Annotated in this window: 11 protein-coding genes and 1 pseudogene; 5 read left to right on the top strand and 7 right to left on the bottom strand. The window is 64.9% G+C overall.

The window, feature by feature from the left end:
- Window positions 1–167 precede the first annotated feature (167 nt).
- A complete protein-coding gene (locus AC1DQ3_RS27260) occupies window positions 168–1,778 on the top strand; it encodes an ABC-F family ATPase (protein WP_477123269.1) in 1,611 nt (536 codons plus the stop codon).
- A gap of 273 nt (window positions 1,779–2,051) precedes the next feature.
- Here the strand turns inward: AC1DQ3_RS27260 and AC1DQ3_RS27255 are convergent, their stop codons facing one another.
- A complete protein-coding gene (locus AC1DQ3_RS27255; protein ID WP_477123268.1) occupies window positions 2,052–3,167 on the bottom strand; it encodes an acyltransferase family protein in 1,116 nt (371 codons plus the stop codon).
- A gap of 152 nt (window positions 3,168–3,319) precedes the next feature.
- Window positions 3,320–3,784: pseudogene (locus tag AC1DQ3_RS27250) on the bottom strand (hypothetical protein); the annotation flags it as partial.
- A gap of 204 nt (window positions 3,785–3,988) precedes the next feature.
- Between AC1DQ3_RS27250 and AC1DQ3_RS27245 the strand changes: the two are divergent.
- The 3 genes from AC1DQ3_RS27245 (at window position 3,989) to AC1DQ3_RS27235 (ending at window position 8,988) form a co-directional block, all read left to right on the top strand.
- Window positions 3,989–5,422, top strand: a complete 1,434-nt coding sequence (locus tag AC1DQ3_RS27245; protein ID WP_477123267.1) for an aldehyde dehydrogenase family protein — start codon at window positions 3,989–3,991, stop codon at window positions 5,420–5,422.
- 257 nt (window positions 5,423–5,679) lie between these two features.
- Window positions 5,680–8,145, top strand: a complete 2,466-nt coding sequence (locus AC1DQ3_RS27240; protein ID WP_477123266.1) for a penicillin acylase family protein — start codon at window positions 5,680–5,682, stop codon at window positions 8,143–8,145.
- Between the two features lie 123 nt (window positions 8,146–8,268).
- A complete protein-coding gene (locus AC1DQ3_RS27235) occupies window positions 8,269–8,988 on the top strand; it encodes a glutamine amidotransferase (RefSeq protein ID WP_477123265.1) in 720 nt (239 codons plus the stop codon).
- 100 nt (window positions 8,989–9,088) lie between these two features.
- On the opposite strand, the gene AC1DQ3_RS27230 is transcribed toward AC1DQ3_RS27235, so the two are convergent.
- Window positions 9,089–9,247 carry a DUF1289 domain-containing protein gene (locus tag AC1DQ3_RS27230; RefSeq protein WP_477123313.1) on the bottom strand — a complete coding sequence of 53 codons (159 nt, stop codon included), beginning with the start codon at window positions 9,245–9,247 and terminating at the stop codon, window positions 9,089–9,091.
- Between the two features lie 269 nt (window positions 9,248–9,516).
- On the opposite strand from AC1DQ3_RS27230, the gene AC1DQ3_RS27225 reads away from it, so the two are divergent.
- Entirely contained in the window at window positions 9,517–9,993 is a 477-nt protein-coding gene (locus AC1DQ3_RS27225) for a PaaI family thioesterase (RefSeq protein ID WP_477123312.1), read from the top strand.
- 344 nt (window positions 9,994–10,337) lie between these two features.
- Here AC1DQ3_RS27225 and AC1DQ3_RS27220 read toward each other — a convergent pair whose 3' ends face one another.
- From AC1DQ3_RS27220 to AC1DQ3_RS27205, 4 genes are all read right to left on the bottom strand, one after another.
- A complete protein-coding gene (locus tag AC1DQ3_RS27220) occupies window positions 10,338–11,459 on the bottom strand; it encodes an asparaginase (RefSeq protein WP_477123264.1) in 1,122 nt (373 codons plus the stop codon).
- A gap of 228 nt (window positions 11,460–11,687) precedes the next feature.
- Window positions 11,688–12,878, bottom strand: coding sequence for a 2-methylaconitate cis-trans isomerase PrpF (gene prpF / locus AC1DQ3_RS27215; RefSeq protein ID WP_477123263.1), 1,191 nt, complete (start codon window positions 12,876–12,878; stop codon window positions 11,688–11,690).
- Between the two features lie 78 nt (window positions 12,879–12,956).
- Window positions 12,957–15,554, bottom strand: a complete 2,598-nt coding sequence (acnD, locus tag AC1DQ3_RS27210) for a Fe/S-dependent 2-methylisocitrate dehydratase AcnD (RefSeq protein WP_477123262.1) — start codon at window positions 15,552–15,554, stop codon at window positions 12,957–12,959.
- Window positions 15,555–15,663: 109 nt separating this feature from the next.
- Window positions 15,664–16,020: citrate/2-methylcitrate synthase (locus AC1DQ3_RS27205; protein WP_477123261.1), on the bottom strand; the 357-nt coding region annotated here is incomplete at its 5' end.

Below are 16,020 nucleotides of genomic sequence, written 5' to 3'. Positions count from 1 at the left end.
CCGATTTCCCTGCCAGGGCCCCCGCGCCAACGCACCGCCAGGTCGCGCCGTGCCGGGCCTTAGCCGCCCACGCTGCTGAGCGATTGGCATTTTGCCCGGCCATTAGCAGGCGGCAGCCCGAGGCAAGCGCGAGTCCCGCGCCTCATCATCCATACAAGGTTCCAGACGTGCTTTCTACCGCAAACATCACCATGCAGTTCGGCCCCAAGCCGTTGTTCGAGAATATCTCGGTCAAGTTCGGCGAGGGCAACCGCTACGGCTTGATCGGCGCGAACGGCTGCGGCAAGTCCACCTTCATGAAGATCCTCGGCGGGGATCTCGAGCAGTCCGCCGGCAACGTCATGCTGGAGCCCGGCGTGCGCCTGGGCAAGCTGCGCCAGGACCAGTTCGCCTATGAAGACATGCGCGTGCTGGACGTGGTCATGATGGGGCACAGCGAGATGTGGGCCGCCGCCGCCGAGCGCGACGCCATCTACGCCAACCCGGACGCCACCGACGAAGACTACATGAAGGCCGCCGAGCTGGAGGCCAAGTACGCCGAGTACGACGGTTACACGGCCGAGGCGCGTGCCGGCGAGCTGCTGCTGGGCGTGGGCATTCCCACTGACCAGCACCAGGGCACCATGAGCAATGTGGCGCCGGGCTGGAAGCTGCGCGTGCTGCTGGCGCAGGCGCTGTTCTCGAACCCGGACGTGCTGCTGCTCGACGAACCGACCAACAACCTCGACATCAATACGATCCGCTGGCTGGAACAAGTGCTCAACGAGCGCAATTCCACCATGATCATCATCTCCCACGATCGCCACTTCCTGAACTCCGTGTGCACGCACATGGCCGACATGGACTACGGCACGCTGAAGGTCTATCCGGGCAACTACGACGACTACATGGAAGCGTCCATGCAGGCGCGCGAGCGCCAGCTGGCGGCCAATACCCGCGCCAAGGAGCGGATCGGCGAGCTGCAGGATTTCGTGCGCCGCTTCTCGGCCAACAAGTCCAAGGCACGCCAGGCCACCTCGCGCCTGAAGCAGATCGACAAGATCAAGGTCGAGGACATCAAGCCGTCGTCGCGCCAGAACCCGTTCATCCGCTTCGAGTTCGACAAGAAGCTGCACAACCTGGCGGTCGAAGCGGAAGGCATCACCAAGACCTACGACCGCAAGGTCATCAACAACCTGTCGATGGCGATCCAGGCCGGCGAGCGCGTGGCCATCATCGGCGAGAACGGCGCCGGCAAGACCACCTTGCTGCGCAGCCTGCTGGGCAGCGCCATCAAGGGTGGCGTGGAAGTCGATCGCGGCGCCGTCAAGTGGGCCGAGAACGCCAATGTCGGCTATATGCCGCAGGATACGTTCGAAGAATTCCCGGTGGACCGCGACCTGATCGACTGGATGAGCCAGTGGACCCAGGCCGGCGACGACGACCAGTCGCTGCGCGGCACCATGGGCCGCCTGCTGTTCTCCGCCGACGACATCAAGAAGTCTGTCAAGGTGCTCTCCGGCGGCGAGAAGGGCCGCATGATCTGGGGCAAGCTGATGCTGGGCCGGCACAATGTGCTGGCGCTCGACGAGCCGACCAACCACATGGACATGGAGTCGATCGAGTCGCTGCAGATCGCGCTGGACAAGTTCACCGGCACGCTGATCTTCGTCTCGCACGACCGCGTGTTCGTCAGCGGCCTGGCCACGCGCGTGATCGAGGTGCGCAACGACGGCACGCTGACCGACTACCTGGGTACGTATGACGAGTACCTGGAGTCGCAGGGTATCGACGGCTGAGCCAGCCGGAAGGGCGCCGGGCAACCGGCCCGCCCCGCAGGGGACGAGAAGGGCCGCCATGTGCGGCCCTTTTGCTTTGCCGGGGCGATACCTTAAGGTGAACGAGAGGTCTCCCAATCCGCATGATGGCCTGTCGCGTGGTATCGAACTCTCGTGCAAGGGCTGCTACTGCCTCGCCTTGAGCAAGCCTGCGTGTTCATCGCCTGCTGCTCATCGGCCAGTGCGGACGGTCTGCTCAATGTCTTGCCTTCGGCCTTGGATTGGCCTTGGGTGCTAACCCGGATATATCCGATTGCCGTTTGCACTTTGCGACTCCCGCGCTTTCTGCCTGTCCTTGAGTCTCAAGAACGGCGTCTCGACGATCCAGTAGCTCAAAGTTGCGACGGCGAGCGCCTGCAGGATGTTAAAGGGGAAGGCGAGCGTCCCCGGTGCTCCAATGTGATTGAAGAGCTGCTGCCACAAGTAGAGGCTGAAGGAAATCGTACCAATGAACACGAACGGCTTGGTTCTTAGAATCCGTGACAGCCAAAAATCCTTGCTGTCACAAATAGTAATGATGAGGATCGCGACAATGATCGCCTCGATTGTCGCGCCGTAGGTTGCTGACCAGTAGCCTCCAACCTTGGATGCAATGATCGGGACGATGAAAAACAGAAAGAGGGTGGCAAGCGTGACGGCAAGTGTGCTGTATCGCCATGCATTCAGGATGCTGCTTATCTTCTCCCGATTCAGTGCCGCATAGCATCCAATCAGGATCGGATCGACTCCTGTGTGAAGCATCATGCCGAGTTGGCCGCGCAGCCCAGGCGCGGCCACGTAAGAGGCGATCCGGATCAAAGGGATGATCAAAATGATGGCGAGAAGGAGCCGATCACTTTTTCGGCGCAGCACGAAAATCAGCAATGGCGGCCAGAACCAATAGAACTGCTCCTCGAGCGCGAGGCTCCAGAAGTGCCCTAAATACCAGCTTCCGTCCAGATGGAGGGTATTCGTTGGGCCGAGGCCGAGCAATTCGGAATAATTCCACACATGCAGCGCCGCGAAGGCAATCTGGCGCCAGTTAATATCCAGCATCCCGAAATGCGCCAGGAGGGCGATTGTGAAGACGAACACATAGCACGCCGGCCATATCCTCAGAACCCGTCTCATGTAGAACTGGGCCAGGCTGATTCGCCCGGTAGCGTGGTGCTCCTTCTGTAGAAGGCCTGTAATCAGAAATCCGCTGAGAACAAAGAAAATCAGAACGCCTTGAGCTCCGTTGGCAAATAACTTCAATGGAGATAGCCACCCCGCGTATCCGTCGCGCAGCGTGCGTTCAGCGTGGCCAAGCACGACCATTGTCACAGCAATGCAACGCAATCCTGTCAGCTCTAGTACGCGATTTTTCATTTCTTGTCCCATTTGCCGACACGGTCGTTTTTCGAAATAGGCTTGCGAAAAGTCCGGTACATCCTCCCCAGACCTGACCGGTGAGGCGCGGTATTGCTGAGTTGCCGGTAGTAGTTTGCCTCAGCTTCAGCGGGCAGGGTATCGCCCATTCGCACCATCCTGTCGAGCTGGTCGATGATGGCACCGGCCGTAATCTCGCCTTTGGCCTTGTGCAAGGCCGTGTAAAGCGGATCGCGCAACGCCGCCAGCTCGGCCGAGTTGCCGGCTTTTTCCACCTTCACCTGCAGCAGGTAGCCGCGCAGGCCCAGATGCTGGCCAATGACGTCCGTATAGAAGTGATAGAGTTGCCGGTAAGTGCCGCCGGCGGCAGCCGGGAGCGGGTTTGCCGGGAGAGCGCCGGGCACGGCAAGCTCCGGGTCGGGCTCCGTGCGTATCAGGCCGGCATCGAGCAGCGCTTCGATGCCCTCCGGTCCCACGCCCATGCCGGCAGTCTGGGCCAGCAGCGCGCTGCGCCGGCGCTCGCCATTGACGATCAACTGCAGGGCGCGCAGCTTGTAYGCGCGGGTGCGGATTTCGTCCTGGCCTTGCTCCGTCTTGTGAAAAACCGGGTCAGTCATGTCTCGCTCCCTTGTTATCGGCAGGGCAGAGCCGTGCAATGTGCTGCACTGGACACCAGGCGGCTCGCCGGTCGATTATCGCCACGTTGTTGGGGGCGCTGGCGCGCTGCAAAAAAAAGAGCCGCTAAAGCGCACTACAATGTGGGCACCATAAAAAGTAACAAAATTTGCACCCGCCTATTCACCCAACTGAAAACTGTGGCCATGCAACAACGAGACAAACTCTTTATCAATGGTATGTGGGTAGCCCCCCACGGTACCGGCCTGATCGACGTCATCCATTCCACGACCGAAGCGGTCATGGGCTCCATCCCCGAAGGCCACGCGCGCGACGCCGAGGATGCCATCCAGGCGGCCCGGGCAGCCTTCGACGGCTGGTCGGCCACGCCGCCCAGCGTGCGCGCCGGCTATATCCGCAAGATCGCGGAGGGTCTCAAGGAACGCAGCGAGGAGCTGGCGCAACTGATCGCGGGCGAAGTCGGCATGCCGATCAAGCTGGCGCGCGCCATCCAGGTGGGCGGCCCGGTCTATAACTGGGCGCAGGCGGCCAAGCTGCTCGATACCTACGCCTTCGAGGAAGAGGTCGGCAATTCCCTGGTGGTGCGCGAGCCGGTGGGCGTGGTGGCGGCGATCACGCCGTGGAACTACCCGCTCAACCAGATTACGCTGAAGGTGGCGCCGGCGCTGGCCGCGGGCTGCACCGTGGTGCTCAAGCCGTCCGAAGTGGCGCCACTCAATGCCTTCGTGCTGGCCGAGGTGATCGAGGCCGCCGGACTGCCGGCAGGCGTGTTCAACCTGGTCACCGGCTACGGCCCGGTGGTGGGCGAGGTCCTGGCCAGCCACCCGGAAGTCGATATGGTGTCGTTCACGGGTTCCACGCGGGCGGGCAAGCGCGTGTCGGAGCTGGGCGCGCAGAGCGTCAAGCGCGTGGCGCTGGAGCTGGGCGGCAAATCCGCCTCGGTGATCCTGGATGACGCGGACCTGCCGGCCGCGGTCAAGGGCACCATCGGCGCCTGTTTCCTGAATTCCGGCCAGACCTGCTCGGCACACACCCGCATGCTGGTGCCGCGCGCCCGTTACGACGAGGTCAAGGCCATCGCGAAGAAGGTGGTCGAGGGCTATACCGTGGGCGATCCGCTGCAGGAAACCAGCCGCCTCGGCCCGCTGATCTCCGCCGCGCAGAAGGACCGCGTGACGGGCTATATCCAGCGCGGCATCAATGAAGGCGCCGAACTGGTGGCCGGCGGCCCCGAGGCGCCCGAAGGGCTGGACAAGGGCTTCTTCGTCAAGCCGACGGTGCTGGGCGACGTCGATCCGAAGGCCACGGTGGCGCAGGAGGAGATCTTCGGCCCGGTGCTGTCGATCATCTGCTACGACACCGAGGAAGATGCCGTGCGCATCGCCAACGACAGTATCTACGGGCTCGGCGGCGGCGTGTGGTCGGGCGACGAGGCGCGCGCCATCCGCGTGGCGCGCCGCATCCGTACCGGCCAGGTCGATATCAATGGCGGTCCGTTCAATATGCAGGCGCCGTTCGGCGGCTACAAGCAGTCCGGCAACGGGCGCGAGGCAGGCAAGTATGGCCTGGAGGAATTCCTCGAGTACAAGTCGCTGCAACTGAAGAAGCCGGCCGCCTGAGACCGGCAACTGGTGGGGGGCGGGCGCGCTGATCCCTGCGCACTCGCTCCCGCAGCAGGAACGATGCCCGGCTGGTCCGGGCATTTTTCATGGGCGGGGCGGCTTCGGCGATAATGCCGGAGTTCGGCCCGCCCGCCGCAGGTATTTGCCATGCACCTGCGATTGGGCCGGTTTGGGCCGGCGGGCGGGGCAAGAGACACGGGGCAAGAACATAACTAAAGACGCGGGTGCGGCGCGCCACGCGGGGAGAGGGATCGATGCGTTGGTTGAAACGGCTGGCCTGGCTGGTATTGATGCTGGCGGTGCTGGTAGTGGCGGGCACGCTCGGCACCTATGTCTGGTACCGGCAGGCTTCGCAGCCCCTGACCGCCGGCACGCTGAAGCTGCCCGGCCTGCGCGAGAGCGTATCGATCATCAGGGACCGCCACGCCGTGCCGCACATCAAGGCGGCCAATGCGCAGGATGCCTACTTTGCGCTCGGCTTCGTCCATGCACAGGACCGCTTGTGGCAGTTGCAGATGAGCAAGCGCATCGTGGCCGGCCGGCTGGCCGAGATCCTGGGGGTGTCCGCGCTCGATACCGACCGCTTCCTGCGTACCCTGGGCGTGCGGCGCAACGCCGAAGCCATCCTCGCGCAATCCTCCCCCGAGACCCGTGCTGCGCTGCAGGCCTATGCCGATGGCGTGAATGCCTATATCGATAGCCGCAAGGGGCCATTGCCACCGGAATTCCTGATCCTGCGCACGCAGCCCGAGCACTGGGAGCCGGCCGATACGCTGGCCTGGCAGACCATGATGGCGTGGGACCTGGGCGGCAACTGGACCCAGGAGACGCTGCGCATGCGGCTGGCGCAGGTGCTGCCGGTCTCGCGCATCAACGAACTGCTGGCGCCTTATCCGGGCGAGCGGCCGCTTCGCACCATGGACTACGGCAATCTCTACCGACACCTGGCGCCGCTGGCCACCGCCATGGCGCGCGTCGAGCAGCAGGCGCCGCGCGGCTATGTGGAGGGCATGGGTTCGAATAGCTGGGTGGTGTCGGGCGCCCATACGCGCTCGGGCAAACCGCTGCTGGCCAACGATCCGCACCTGGGGCTGCAGGCGCCCGCGCTGTGGTATTTCGCGCAATTGCAGGCGCCCGGGCTGGACGTCGCGGGCGCCACGCTGCCCGGCACGCCGGTGGTGGTGCTCGGGCATAACCAGCGCATCGCCTGGGGCTTCACCAATACCGGCCCCGATGTGCAGGATCTCTTTATCGAGCGCCTGCAGCCCGGCAGCAGCCAGCGCTACCAGACTCCGGCCGGCTGGGCCGAGCTCACCACGCGCACCGAGACCATCCGCGTCAAGGGCGCGCCCGACGTGACGCTGAACGTGCGCGAGACGCGCCACGGACCGGTGATTTCCGATGTGGCCGAGCCCGTGGCGACCGCCGCGGCGCCGCTCGGCGCGCAGTTCATGGTGGCCTTCCAATGGACCGCGCTGCGCGCCGACGACCGCACGCTGCAGGCTGGGCTGGCAATGAACCGCGCTACCGACTGGATCAGCTTCCTGGCGGCGCTGCGCGATTTCCATTCGCCCCAGCAGAATATCGTCTACGCCGACGTGGACGGCAATATCGGCTTTATCGCGCCCGGGCGCGTGCCGCTGCGCCGCGCCGACAACGACCTCAAGGGCCTGGCGCCGGCACCCGGCTGGGATGCCCGCTACGACTGGAACGGTTTTATTCCCTTCGACCAGTTGCCGCGTAGCTTCAATCCGCCCGAAGGCGTGATCGCCACCGCCAACCAGAAGATCGTCGAGGACGACTATCCGTATTTCCTGACCAGCGAATGGACMGTGCCGTATCGCTACCAGCGCATCCGCACGCTGATCGACGCCACGCCGCGGCACACCATGGACAGCTTCGGCGAGATCCAGAAGGACACGCTCTCGCTGGCCGTGCGCGATGCCTTGCCGCTGCTGCTATCGGCCCGGTTCGCCAGCGGTCCGGCGCTGGCGCCGCGTGAGCGGGCGCTGATCGAGTCGCTGCGCAAATGGGACGGCGACATGCAGGAAGGGCTGGCCGAGCCGCTGGTGGCAACGGCCTGGCTGCGCGAACTGTCGCGCTTGCTGTTCGAGGACAAGGTGGGCGATGCGCTGTTCAACCGGCTATGGGAGCAACGCAACGTGCAGCAGCCCATGCTCAACGTGCTGCGCAATCCCGGCGGGCTGGGTGCGTTCTGGTGCGACGACAGCAAGACACCGGAGCAGGAGGACTGCGACGATGCCATTGCCACCGCCTGGCACCATGCCATCGCCGACCTGGACCGGCGCTACGGCGACAACCCGGGGCGCTGGCGCTGGGGCAAGGCCCACGCGGCCCGCTCGGAGCACAAGCCCTTTGGCAAGCAGCCTTACCTGGCGGATTTGTTCAACGTCAAGGTGCCCACCGGCGGCGATACCTACACTGTCAATGTGGGGCGCCACAACCTGCGGGACGAGGCAGCGCCGTTCGAAAGCGTGCACGCGGCAAGCCTGCGCGCCATCTACGACCTGTCCGACCTGGCCGAATCCCGCTTCATGGATTCGACCGGGCAGTCGGGCAACGTGATGTCCACCCATTACCGCGACTTGACCGGCAAGTGGGCTGCCGTGCAATACATCACCATGGCGCCCGGCCACCGCGCGCCTGGCAATGAAGCCTTCGATACCTTGGTGCTGCAGCCTGCCGACGCGGCGCGCTGATTGCCGATGTATCGCGGCGTGATGCATTGACGAAGACGGGGATTGCCATGCATGCCAATGCAACCTGGGCCATATACCGCTAATATCGGTGCTTTGCGTCGATCCGCCGGGATACCTGCCGCCATGCCCACCTCCTCCTCAGCCCTCACCACCCATGTGATCCAGCACATTGCGTTCGAAGACGCCGGCGTGCTGGGCGACGCCTTGCGCGATCGTGGGCACACCCTGCGCGTGCTGCGCGCGGGTATCGACGACCTGGACGTGATCAGGGCGCAACCTGCTGACCTGCTGGTGGTGCTGGGCGGCCCCATCGGCGTGTATGAGAACGAGGTCTATCCCTGGCTGGACGGGCAGATCGACATCATCCGCGCACGCCTGGATGCCGGCGCGCCGATGATCGGCGTCTGCCTGGGCGCGCAGCTGATTGCGCGCGCGGCCGGTGCGCGTGTTTATCCGGGTACGCGCGAGATCGGCTGGGCACCGGTCCAGCCGACGCCGGCGGGCAGGGATTCGCCGCTGGCCGAGTTGGAAGCCGCCGACTGGCATGTGCTGCACTGGCATGGCGATACCTTCGACCTGCCCGCGGGCGCCCAGTTGCTGGCCTCCACCGACGCGGTTGCGCACCAGGCCTACGCCATCGGCCACCATGTGCTGGCCCTGCAATTCCATCCCGAAGTGCGGCCAGGGGAACTGGAAGGCTGGCTGGTTGGCCACACCGTGGAACTCGGCAAGGCCGGCATCGATCCGCGCGCGATCCGGGCGCGCACGGCAGAGATCGGCGACCGGGTGGCTGCCGCGGGCCGGCGCATGTTTGACCGGTGGCTGGATGAGGCAGGGCTGTGATGGAGACGGCTGCAGGCCGACAAGGGCGAGACCCGCAACTGCCTGCCGTCACGCCTGCGGTGGCGGGCGGCTGAAGGCGCGCCAGCCAGGGCAGGGGAGATCAGCCCTGGCGGAAGCGTCTTGCCGTGGCCTCGCGCGTGATGCGTTCCCAAACCGCCTGTTTTTCCGCGTCGGCCATGGAGACCCAGTTGCTGACCTCCGTCGCTGTGCGGCCACAGCCCTGGCAGATTTCGTCGAACAAGGTCGAGCAGATGCCGATGCAAGGGCTGTCCGGCCGGTCGAAGAGGCCCTGGTCGCCGCGCGGCGAACCGGACTGTGACCCCGGCTGCCCATTGGATTGGGAGGGTAGCTGGCTGGAGTCTGGCGGGTTTGACGGCATGCGGCTCAGGGGCGGGCGGACGGGCGCACATTATAAACGGCCGGCCGCTCGGCCACTGGCTACCTGCCGATTACCCGCGACGTAATTGAATGTAGCCACGGGCGCGCTTAGGCTTTATCCATGCCGACCAGCCCCAGCAGGAGCCCATGATGCTGTCCCTGATTCCCGCCTTGTCCAGTGCCGCCGGCGCCGCCGCGGCACCGCTCGTCGACCCGCGCATCCGCCAGACTGTCGAGCATGTGTTGATGGGCTCGCCGGTGGCGCGTGCGCTTGGCATTGGCCTGGACGTCCTGGCGGTCGACCACGTTGAGCTGGTGTTGCCTTTCAGTGCCGCCAACGTGACGGTGGGGGAGATCGTGCATGGCGGCGTCATCGCGACCTTGATCGACGTGGCGGGCGCTGCCGCGGCAGCCTCCGGCGCCGATGCCGACAACCTGCGCGGCGGCGCTACCAGTTCGCTCAATATCCAGTACCTTGAAGCGGCCCGCGCGGCGAGCCTGCGCGCCGTCGCAACGGTGATGCGGCGAGGGCGCCGCCAGGTGGTGACCGAAGTCTCGGTCTACGCGGAAGGGGCCGGTCAGGCCGGACTGGTCGCCAAGGCCTTGATGAGTAGCGCGGTGTTCTGAGCGGGCGCGCAGGGCATGGGCGTCTCCGTCCGGGGTCGCTCATGCAGGGTCGAAAACGGTTGCCTATCTGCTTGAACTCAAGTGTTACCCATGTGAGTGAGTCGTACCAAGTCGTGCCACAACGCAATTAACGGCCAAGATTTTCTGCCCTACAAAAAAACGTCGCCCCCTCTTTATCTAGTGGCAATTCAAGCCAGGATCACTCCGGCGGGGCCATTTAGCCTGCAAGGCAGGGGACAGGCCTGACTGGAGAAATGGCAGCCCGACCGCTGTGCGGCCGGACTGCCATTCAGCAGGCGCGGCCATGGCACGCCGGGCCTTCTCAGCCAATCATGAAAGCGGGATCAGTATTTCCACAGAATCTTCTGCAGTTCCTTGGTGTCATTGGTCTTGGTCAGCGCCAGCGCCACCAGGATGCGCGCCTTCTGCGGCAGTTGGTCGTCGGTCACCACCCAGTCGTACTTGTCGTCCGGCTGCTCGGCATTGCGGATCACCACGCCGCTGCCGGTGCGCGAGGCGCGCACGATCAAGACGCCCTTGGCGCGTGCGGCCTTGAGCGGCTCGACCATGTAGTCGCCCACGCTGCCGTTGCCGGTGGCGGCGTAGACGATGGCCTTGGCGCCGTTCTTCACGGCCGCCTCCACGCTGGCCGGGTTGACGTTGCCGTAGGCGTACACCACGGCGACTTCAGGCAGCTTGTCGATCTTGTCGATGTCCCACTCGGTCTGCATGGTGTGCGGGCGGGCCGGCAGACGGAAATAGAGCGTGCGGCCTTCCACCACATAGCCCAGCGGACCAAAGGGCGAGCGGAAGGTCTCGACCTTGAAGGTATTGCTCTTGGTGACGTCGCGCCCGGTCTGGATCTCGTCGTTCAACACCACCAGCGTGCCCTTGCCCTTGGATTCGGGGCTGGAGGCCACGAGCACGGCGTCGTACAGGTTGAGCGAGCCGTCGGCGCCCAGCGCGGTGCCCGGGCGCATCGATCCCACCACCACCACGGGCTTGTCGCTCTTCAGCGTCAGGTTGAGGAAGTAGGCGGTTTCCTCGATGGTATCGGTGCCGTGGGTGATCACGATGCCGTCCACGTCAGGCTGCTTGAGCAGTTCGGAAACGCGCTTGCCGAGCTTGAGCAGGCGTTCGTTGTTGAAGCTCTCCGAACCGATCTGGAAGATCTGCTCGCCCTTGACGTTGGCTATCTTGGAAATCTCCGGTACGGACGCGATGATCTTGTCCACCGGCACCACCGCCGACTGGTAGGCCGCTGTATTGGTGGCGGCAGCGCCGGCGCCGGCTATGGTGCCGCCGGTGCCAAGGATGACGATATTGGCCTTGCGGGCTTCGCTGGGGGCGCTGGCCTGCGTCGGCGCAGCGGCAGACGGGGCAAGCTGGGCATGGGCGGCGCCAGTGGACAGGCTGGCGGCGAGCAGCAGGGCGCCGATTGTGGTGGGGCGGGCAAAGCGCTTCATAGTTCTCCTCATATAGATATGACTGGGCAGCGCCTTTTGGGTGGCTGCATCGTCTAATCCGGCTGGCCGAGCCTGTCTTGCAGGGGCGCGGCCAGCGGAGGCTGAACTATAGGATAGTGCTGCCAAATGTGTCGATATCGGCGACTTCGGGGTTTTCCCGAGGCGCAGGCGTACGGCAGACGTAAAAAAGCCCGGCAGAAGCCGGGCCCTGTTCAGCGAAACAGCCGCTCAGAAGGCGTCGCCGGGCACCCGCACCCAGCCTTCCATCAGCACACGCGCGCTGCGGCTCATGATGGCCTTGGTCACGGTCCAGTCGCCGTTGACCTGGCTGGCTTCCGCGCCGACCCGCAGGGTGCCGGAGGGGTGGCCGAAGCGCACCGCACTGCGCGCGCCGCCGCCAGCGGCGAGATTCACCAGCGTGCCCGGGATCGCCGCGGCGGTGCCGATGGCCACGGCGGCCGTGCCCATCATGGCATGATGCAGCTTGCCCATGGAAAGGGCGCGCACGAGCAGGTCGACATCGCCGGCGGCAACCTTCTTGCCGCTGGAAGCCACGTAGTCCGCCGGCTTGGCGACGAAGGCGACCTTCGGCGTGTGCTGCCGGGTAGCCGCTTCATCGATCTGCTTGATCAGCCCCATGCGCACCGCCCCGTAGGCGCGAATGGTCTCGAACATGGCCAGGGCCTTGGCATCGCCGTTGATGGCGTCCTGCAGTTCGGTGCCCTTGTAGCCGATGGATTCCGCGTCCACGAAGATGGTCGGGATGCCGGCGTTGATCATGGTGGCCTTCAGCGTGCCGACACCCGGCACCTCCAGGTCGTCGACCAGGTTGCCGGTGGGGAACATGGCGCCGCCGGCACCGTCTTCCTCGGCGGCCGGATCCAGGAATTCAAGCTGGACTTCCGCGGCGGGGAAGGTCACGCCATCCAGTTCGAAGTCGCCGGTTTCCTGTACGGCGCCATTGGTGATGGGCACATGGCCGATGATGGTCTTGCCGATATTCGCCTGCCAGATGCGCACGGTGGCCACGCCGTTCTGCGGGATACGGCTGGGATCGACCAGCCCGGCACTGATGGCGAAGGGCCCGACGGCGGCGGAGAGATTGCCGCAGTTGCCGCTCCAGTCGACAAACGGCTGGTCGATGGAGACCTGGCCGAACAGGTAGTCGACGTCGTGGCCGGGCTTGCTGCTCCTGGACAGGATGACCGTCTTGCTGGTGCTCGACGTCGCGGCGCCCATGCCGTCGATCTGCTTGCCGTAGGGGTCCGGGCTGCCGATGACGCGCATCAGCAGCGCATCGCGGGCTGCGCCGGCTACCTGCGCGGCTTCGGGCAAATCCTGCAGGCGGAAAAACACGCCTTTGCTGGTCCCACCACGGATGTAGGTGGCGGGAATCTTGATCTGGGGTACGTGGGCCATGGAAATATTGTCCTGGTGAAAACGGGCGGTACGTTGCCGTACCGCCCGAACACGATGCACGAAGCGTTCGGTCGGTGCTTACGCAGCTGCCTTCGACGATTCGAGGAAGTCCTGCGCGAAACGCTGCAGCACGCCGCCGGCTTCATAGATCGACACTTCTTCCGCGGTGTCCAGACGGCAGGTCACCGGTACTTCGACGCGCTCGCCGTTCTTGCGCTGGATCACCAGGGTGAGGTCGGTGCGGGGCTTGCGCTCGCCGATCACGTCGTAGGTCTCGGTGCCGTCGATGCCCAGCGTATTGCGGTTCACGCCCGGCTTGAACTCCAGCGGCAGCACGCCCATGCCGACCAGATTGGTGCGGTGGATGCGCTCGAAGCCTTCGGCGGCAATGGCTTCCACGCCGGCCAGGCGTACGCCCTTGGCGGCCCAGTCGCGCGAGGAGCCCTGGCCATAGTCGGCGCCGGCGATCACGATCAGCGGCTGCTTGCGGGCCATATAGGTCTCGATGGCCTCCCACATGCGGGTTACCTTGCCTTCCGGCTCGATGCGGGTGAGCGAGCCCGCCTTGATCTTGCCGTCCACCACCACCATTTCGTTCTTCAGCGTGGGGTTGGCAAAGGTGGCGCGCTGCGCGGTCAGGTGATCGCCGCGGTGGGTCGCGTAGGAGTTGAAGTCTTCCTCGGGCAAGCCCATCTTCGCCAGGTATTCGCCGGCGGCGCTATCGAGCATGATGGCATTGGAGGGCGACAGATGGTCGGTGGTGATGTTGTCGCCCAGCACGGCCAGGGCACGCATGCCCGTCAGCGCGCGTTCGCCGGCCAGCGCGCCTTCCCAATAGGGCGGGCGGCGGATGTAGGTGCTCATCTCGCGCCAGTCGTACAGCGGGCTGGCTTTTTCGCCGGTGTCGGCGGTGACGGCGAACATCGGCTCGTACACCTTGCGGAATTGCTCCGGCTTCACGCTGGAGGCAACCACGGCGTCGATTTCCGCATCGGTCGGCCAGATGTCCTTCAGGGTCACCGGCTTGCCATTGGCATCCGTGCCCAGCACGTCCTTCTCGATATCGAAACGGATGGTGCCGGCAATGGCGTAGGCCACCACCAGCGGCGGCGAGGCCAGGAAGGCCTGCTTGGCATACGGGTGGATGCGGCCGTCGAAGTTGCGGTTGCCGGAAAGCACGGCGGTGGCGTACAGGTCGCGGTCCACGACTTCCTTCTGGATCACCGGGTCCAGTGCGCCGGACATGCCGTTGCAGGACGTGCAGGCATAGGCCACCACGCCGAAGCCCAGTTGCTCCAGTTCCGGCAACAGGCTGGCTTCTTCCAGGTACAGCGTGACTGCCTTGGAGCCGGGCGCCAGCGAGCTTTTCACCCACGGCTTGCGGGTCAGGCCAAGCTTGTTGGCGTTGCGCGCCAGCAGGCCGGCTGCCACCATATTGCGCGGGTTGTTGGTGTTGGTGCAACTGGTGATGGCGGCGATGATCACCGCGCCGTCCGGCATCAGGCCAGGCTCGTTCTCGACCTTGCCGCTGATGCCGCGCGCGGCCAGTTCGGACGTCGGCACGCGCTTGTGCGGGTTGGACGGGCCGGCGATGTTGCGCACCACGGTGGACAGGTCGAACTTCAGCACGCGCGGGTACTCGGCGTGCTTCAGGCTGTCCGCCCAGAGGCCGGTTTCCTTGGCGTAGGTTTCCACCAGCTTGACCAGTGCATCGTCGCGGCCGGTGAGCTTGAGGTACTTGATGGTCTGCTCGTCGATGTAGAACATCGCGGCGGTGGAGCCGAACTCCGGTGCCATGTTGGAAATGGTCGCGCGGTCACCCAGCGTCAGGTGGGTGGTGCCTTCGCCGAAGAATTCGAGGTAGGACGACACGACCTTTTCCTTGCGCAGGAATTCGGTCAGGGCCAGCACGGTATCCGTCGCCGTGATGCCCGGTTGCGGCTTGCCGCTCAGCTCCACGCCGATGATGTCGGGCAGGCGCATCCAGGAGGCGCGGCCCAGCATCACGCTTTCGGCTTCCAGGCCGCCCACGCCGATGGCGATCACGCCCAGGGCGTCCACCATCGGGGTGTGGGAATCGGTGCCGACCAGCGTGTCGGGGAAGGCCACGCCGTCTTTGACCTGCACCACCGGGCTCATGCGCTCGAGGTTGATCTGGTGCAGGATGCCGTTACCCGGCGGAATCACGTCGACGTTCTTGAACGCCTTCTTGGTCCAGTTGATGAAATCGAAGCGGTCTTCGTTACGGCGGTCTTCGATGGCGCGGTTCTTCTCGAACGCGTCGGGATCGAAACCGCCGCACTCGACGGCCAGCGAGTGGTCCACCACCAGCTGCGTCGGCACGACCGGGTTGACCATGACCGGATCGCCGCCCTGGGCCGCGATCGCATCGCGCAGGCCGGCGAGGTCGACCAGTGCGGTCTGGCCAAGGATGTCATGGCAGACCACGCGCGCCGGGAACCAGGGGAAATCCAGCTCCTGCTTGCGTTCGATGAGCTGCTTGAGGGAATCGGTGAGCGTGGCGGGGTCGCAGCGGCGCACGAGGTTTTCGGCCAGCACGCGCGACGTGTACGGCAGCTTGTCATAGGCGCCCGGCTGGATCGCCTCGACCGCGGCGCGCGTGTCGAAGTAATCCAGTTGGGTGCCGGGCAGCGGTTTGCGGTTTGCAGTGTTCATTTTGTAGGGAATAAAGAGAGTAATGATCAGGGGGTAGTGGCGGGCTTTCGCGACCAACTACCCCCTCTCCCACGGGCGGTGCAGGGGAGCAAACCGGCAGCCGGCCAGATTACTTGCGATCCTTGATCGGCACGAACTTCAGGTTCTCCGGACCCGTGTAGTTGGCGCTGGGTCGGATGATCTTGTTGTCGATGCGCTGCTCGATGATGTGGGCAGCCCAGCCCGAGGTGCGCGAGATCACGAACAGCGGCGTGAACATCGCGGTCGGCACGCCCATCACGTGATAGCTCACCGCGCTGAACCAGTCGAGATTGGCGAACATCTTCTTGCCTTCCTGCATGGTGGCTTCAATGCGATCGGCAATGTCGAACATCTTCATCGAGCCGGCGTCGCTGGACAGCTTGCGCGCCACTTCCTTGATCACCTGGTTGCGCGGGTCGGAAACCGTGTACACCGGGTGGCCGAA

The organism is Cupriavidus sp. 01T418, assembly GCF_056398885.1.
This window is presented reverse-complemented; position numbering and strand designations above follow the sequence as displayed.

Coding starts and splice junctions, on each gene's coding strand:
- AC1DQ3_RS27235 (WP_477123265.1), top strand. CDS start 8,269: ATGCCCACCTCCTCCTCAGCCCTCACCACCCATGTGATCCAGCACATT.
- AC1DQ3_RS27225 (WP_477123312.1), top strand. CDS start 9,517: ATGCTGTCCCTGATTCCCGCCTTGTCCAGTGCCGCCGGCGCCGCCGCG.
- acnD (WP_477123262.1), bottom strand. CDS start 15,554: ATGAACACTGCAAACCGCAAACCGCTGCCCGGCACCCAACTGGATTAC.
- AC1DQ3_RS27255 (WP_477123268.1), bottom strand. CDS start 3,167: ATGAAAAATCGCGTACTAGAGCTGACAGGATTGCGTTGCATTGCTGTG.
- prpF (WP_477123263.1), bottom strand. CDS start 12,878: ATGGCCCACGTACCCCAGATCAAGATTCCCGCCACCTACATCCGTGGT.
- AC1DQ3_RS27245 (WP_477123267.1), top strand. CDS start 3,989: ATGCAACAACGAGACAAACTCTTTATCAATGGTATGTGGGTAGCCCCC.
- AC1DQ3_RS27220 (WP_477123264.1), bottom strand. CDS start 11,459: ATGAAGCGCTTTGCCCGCCCCACCACAATCGGCGCCCTGCTGCTCGCC.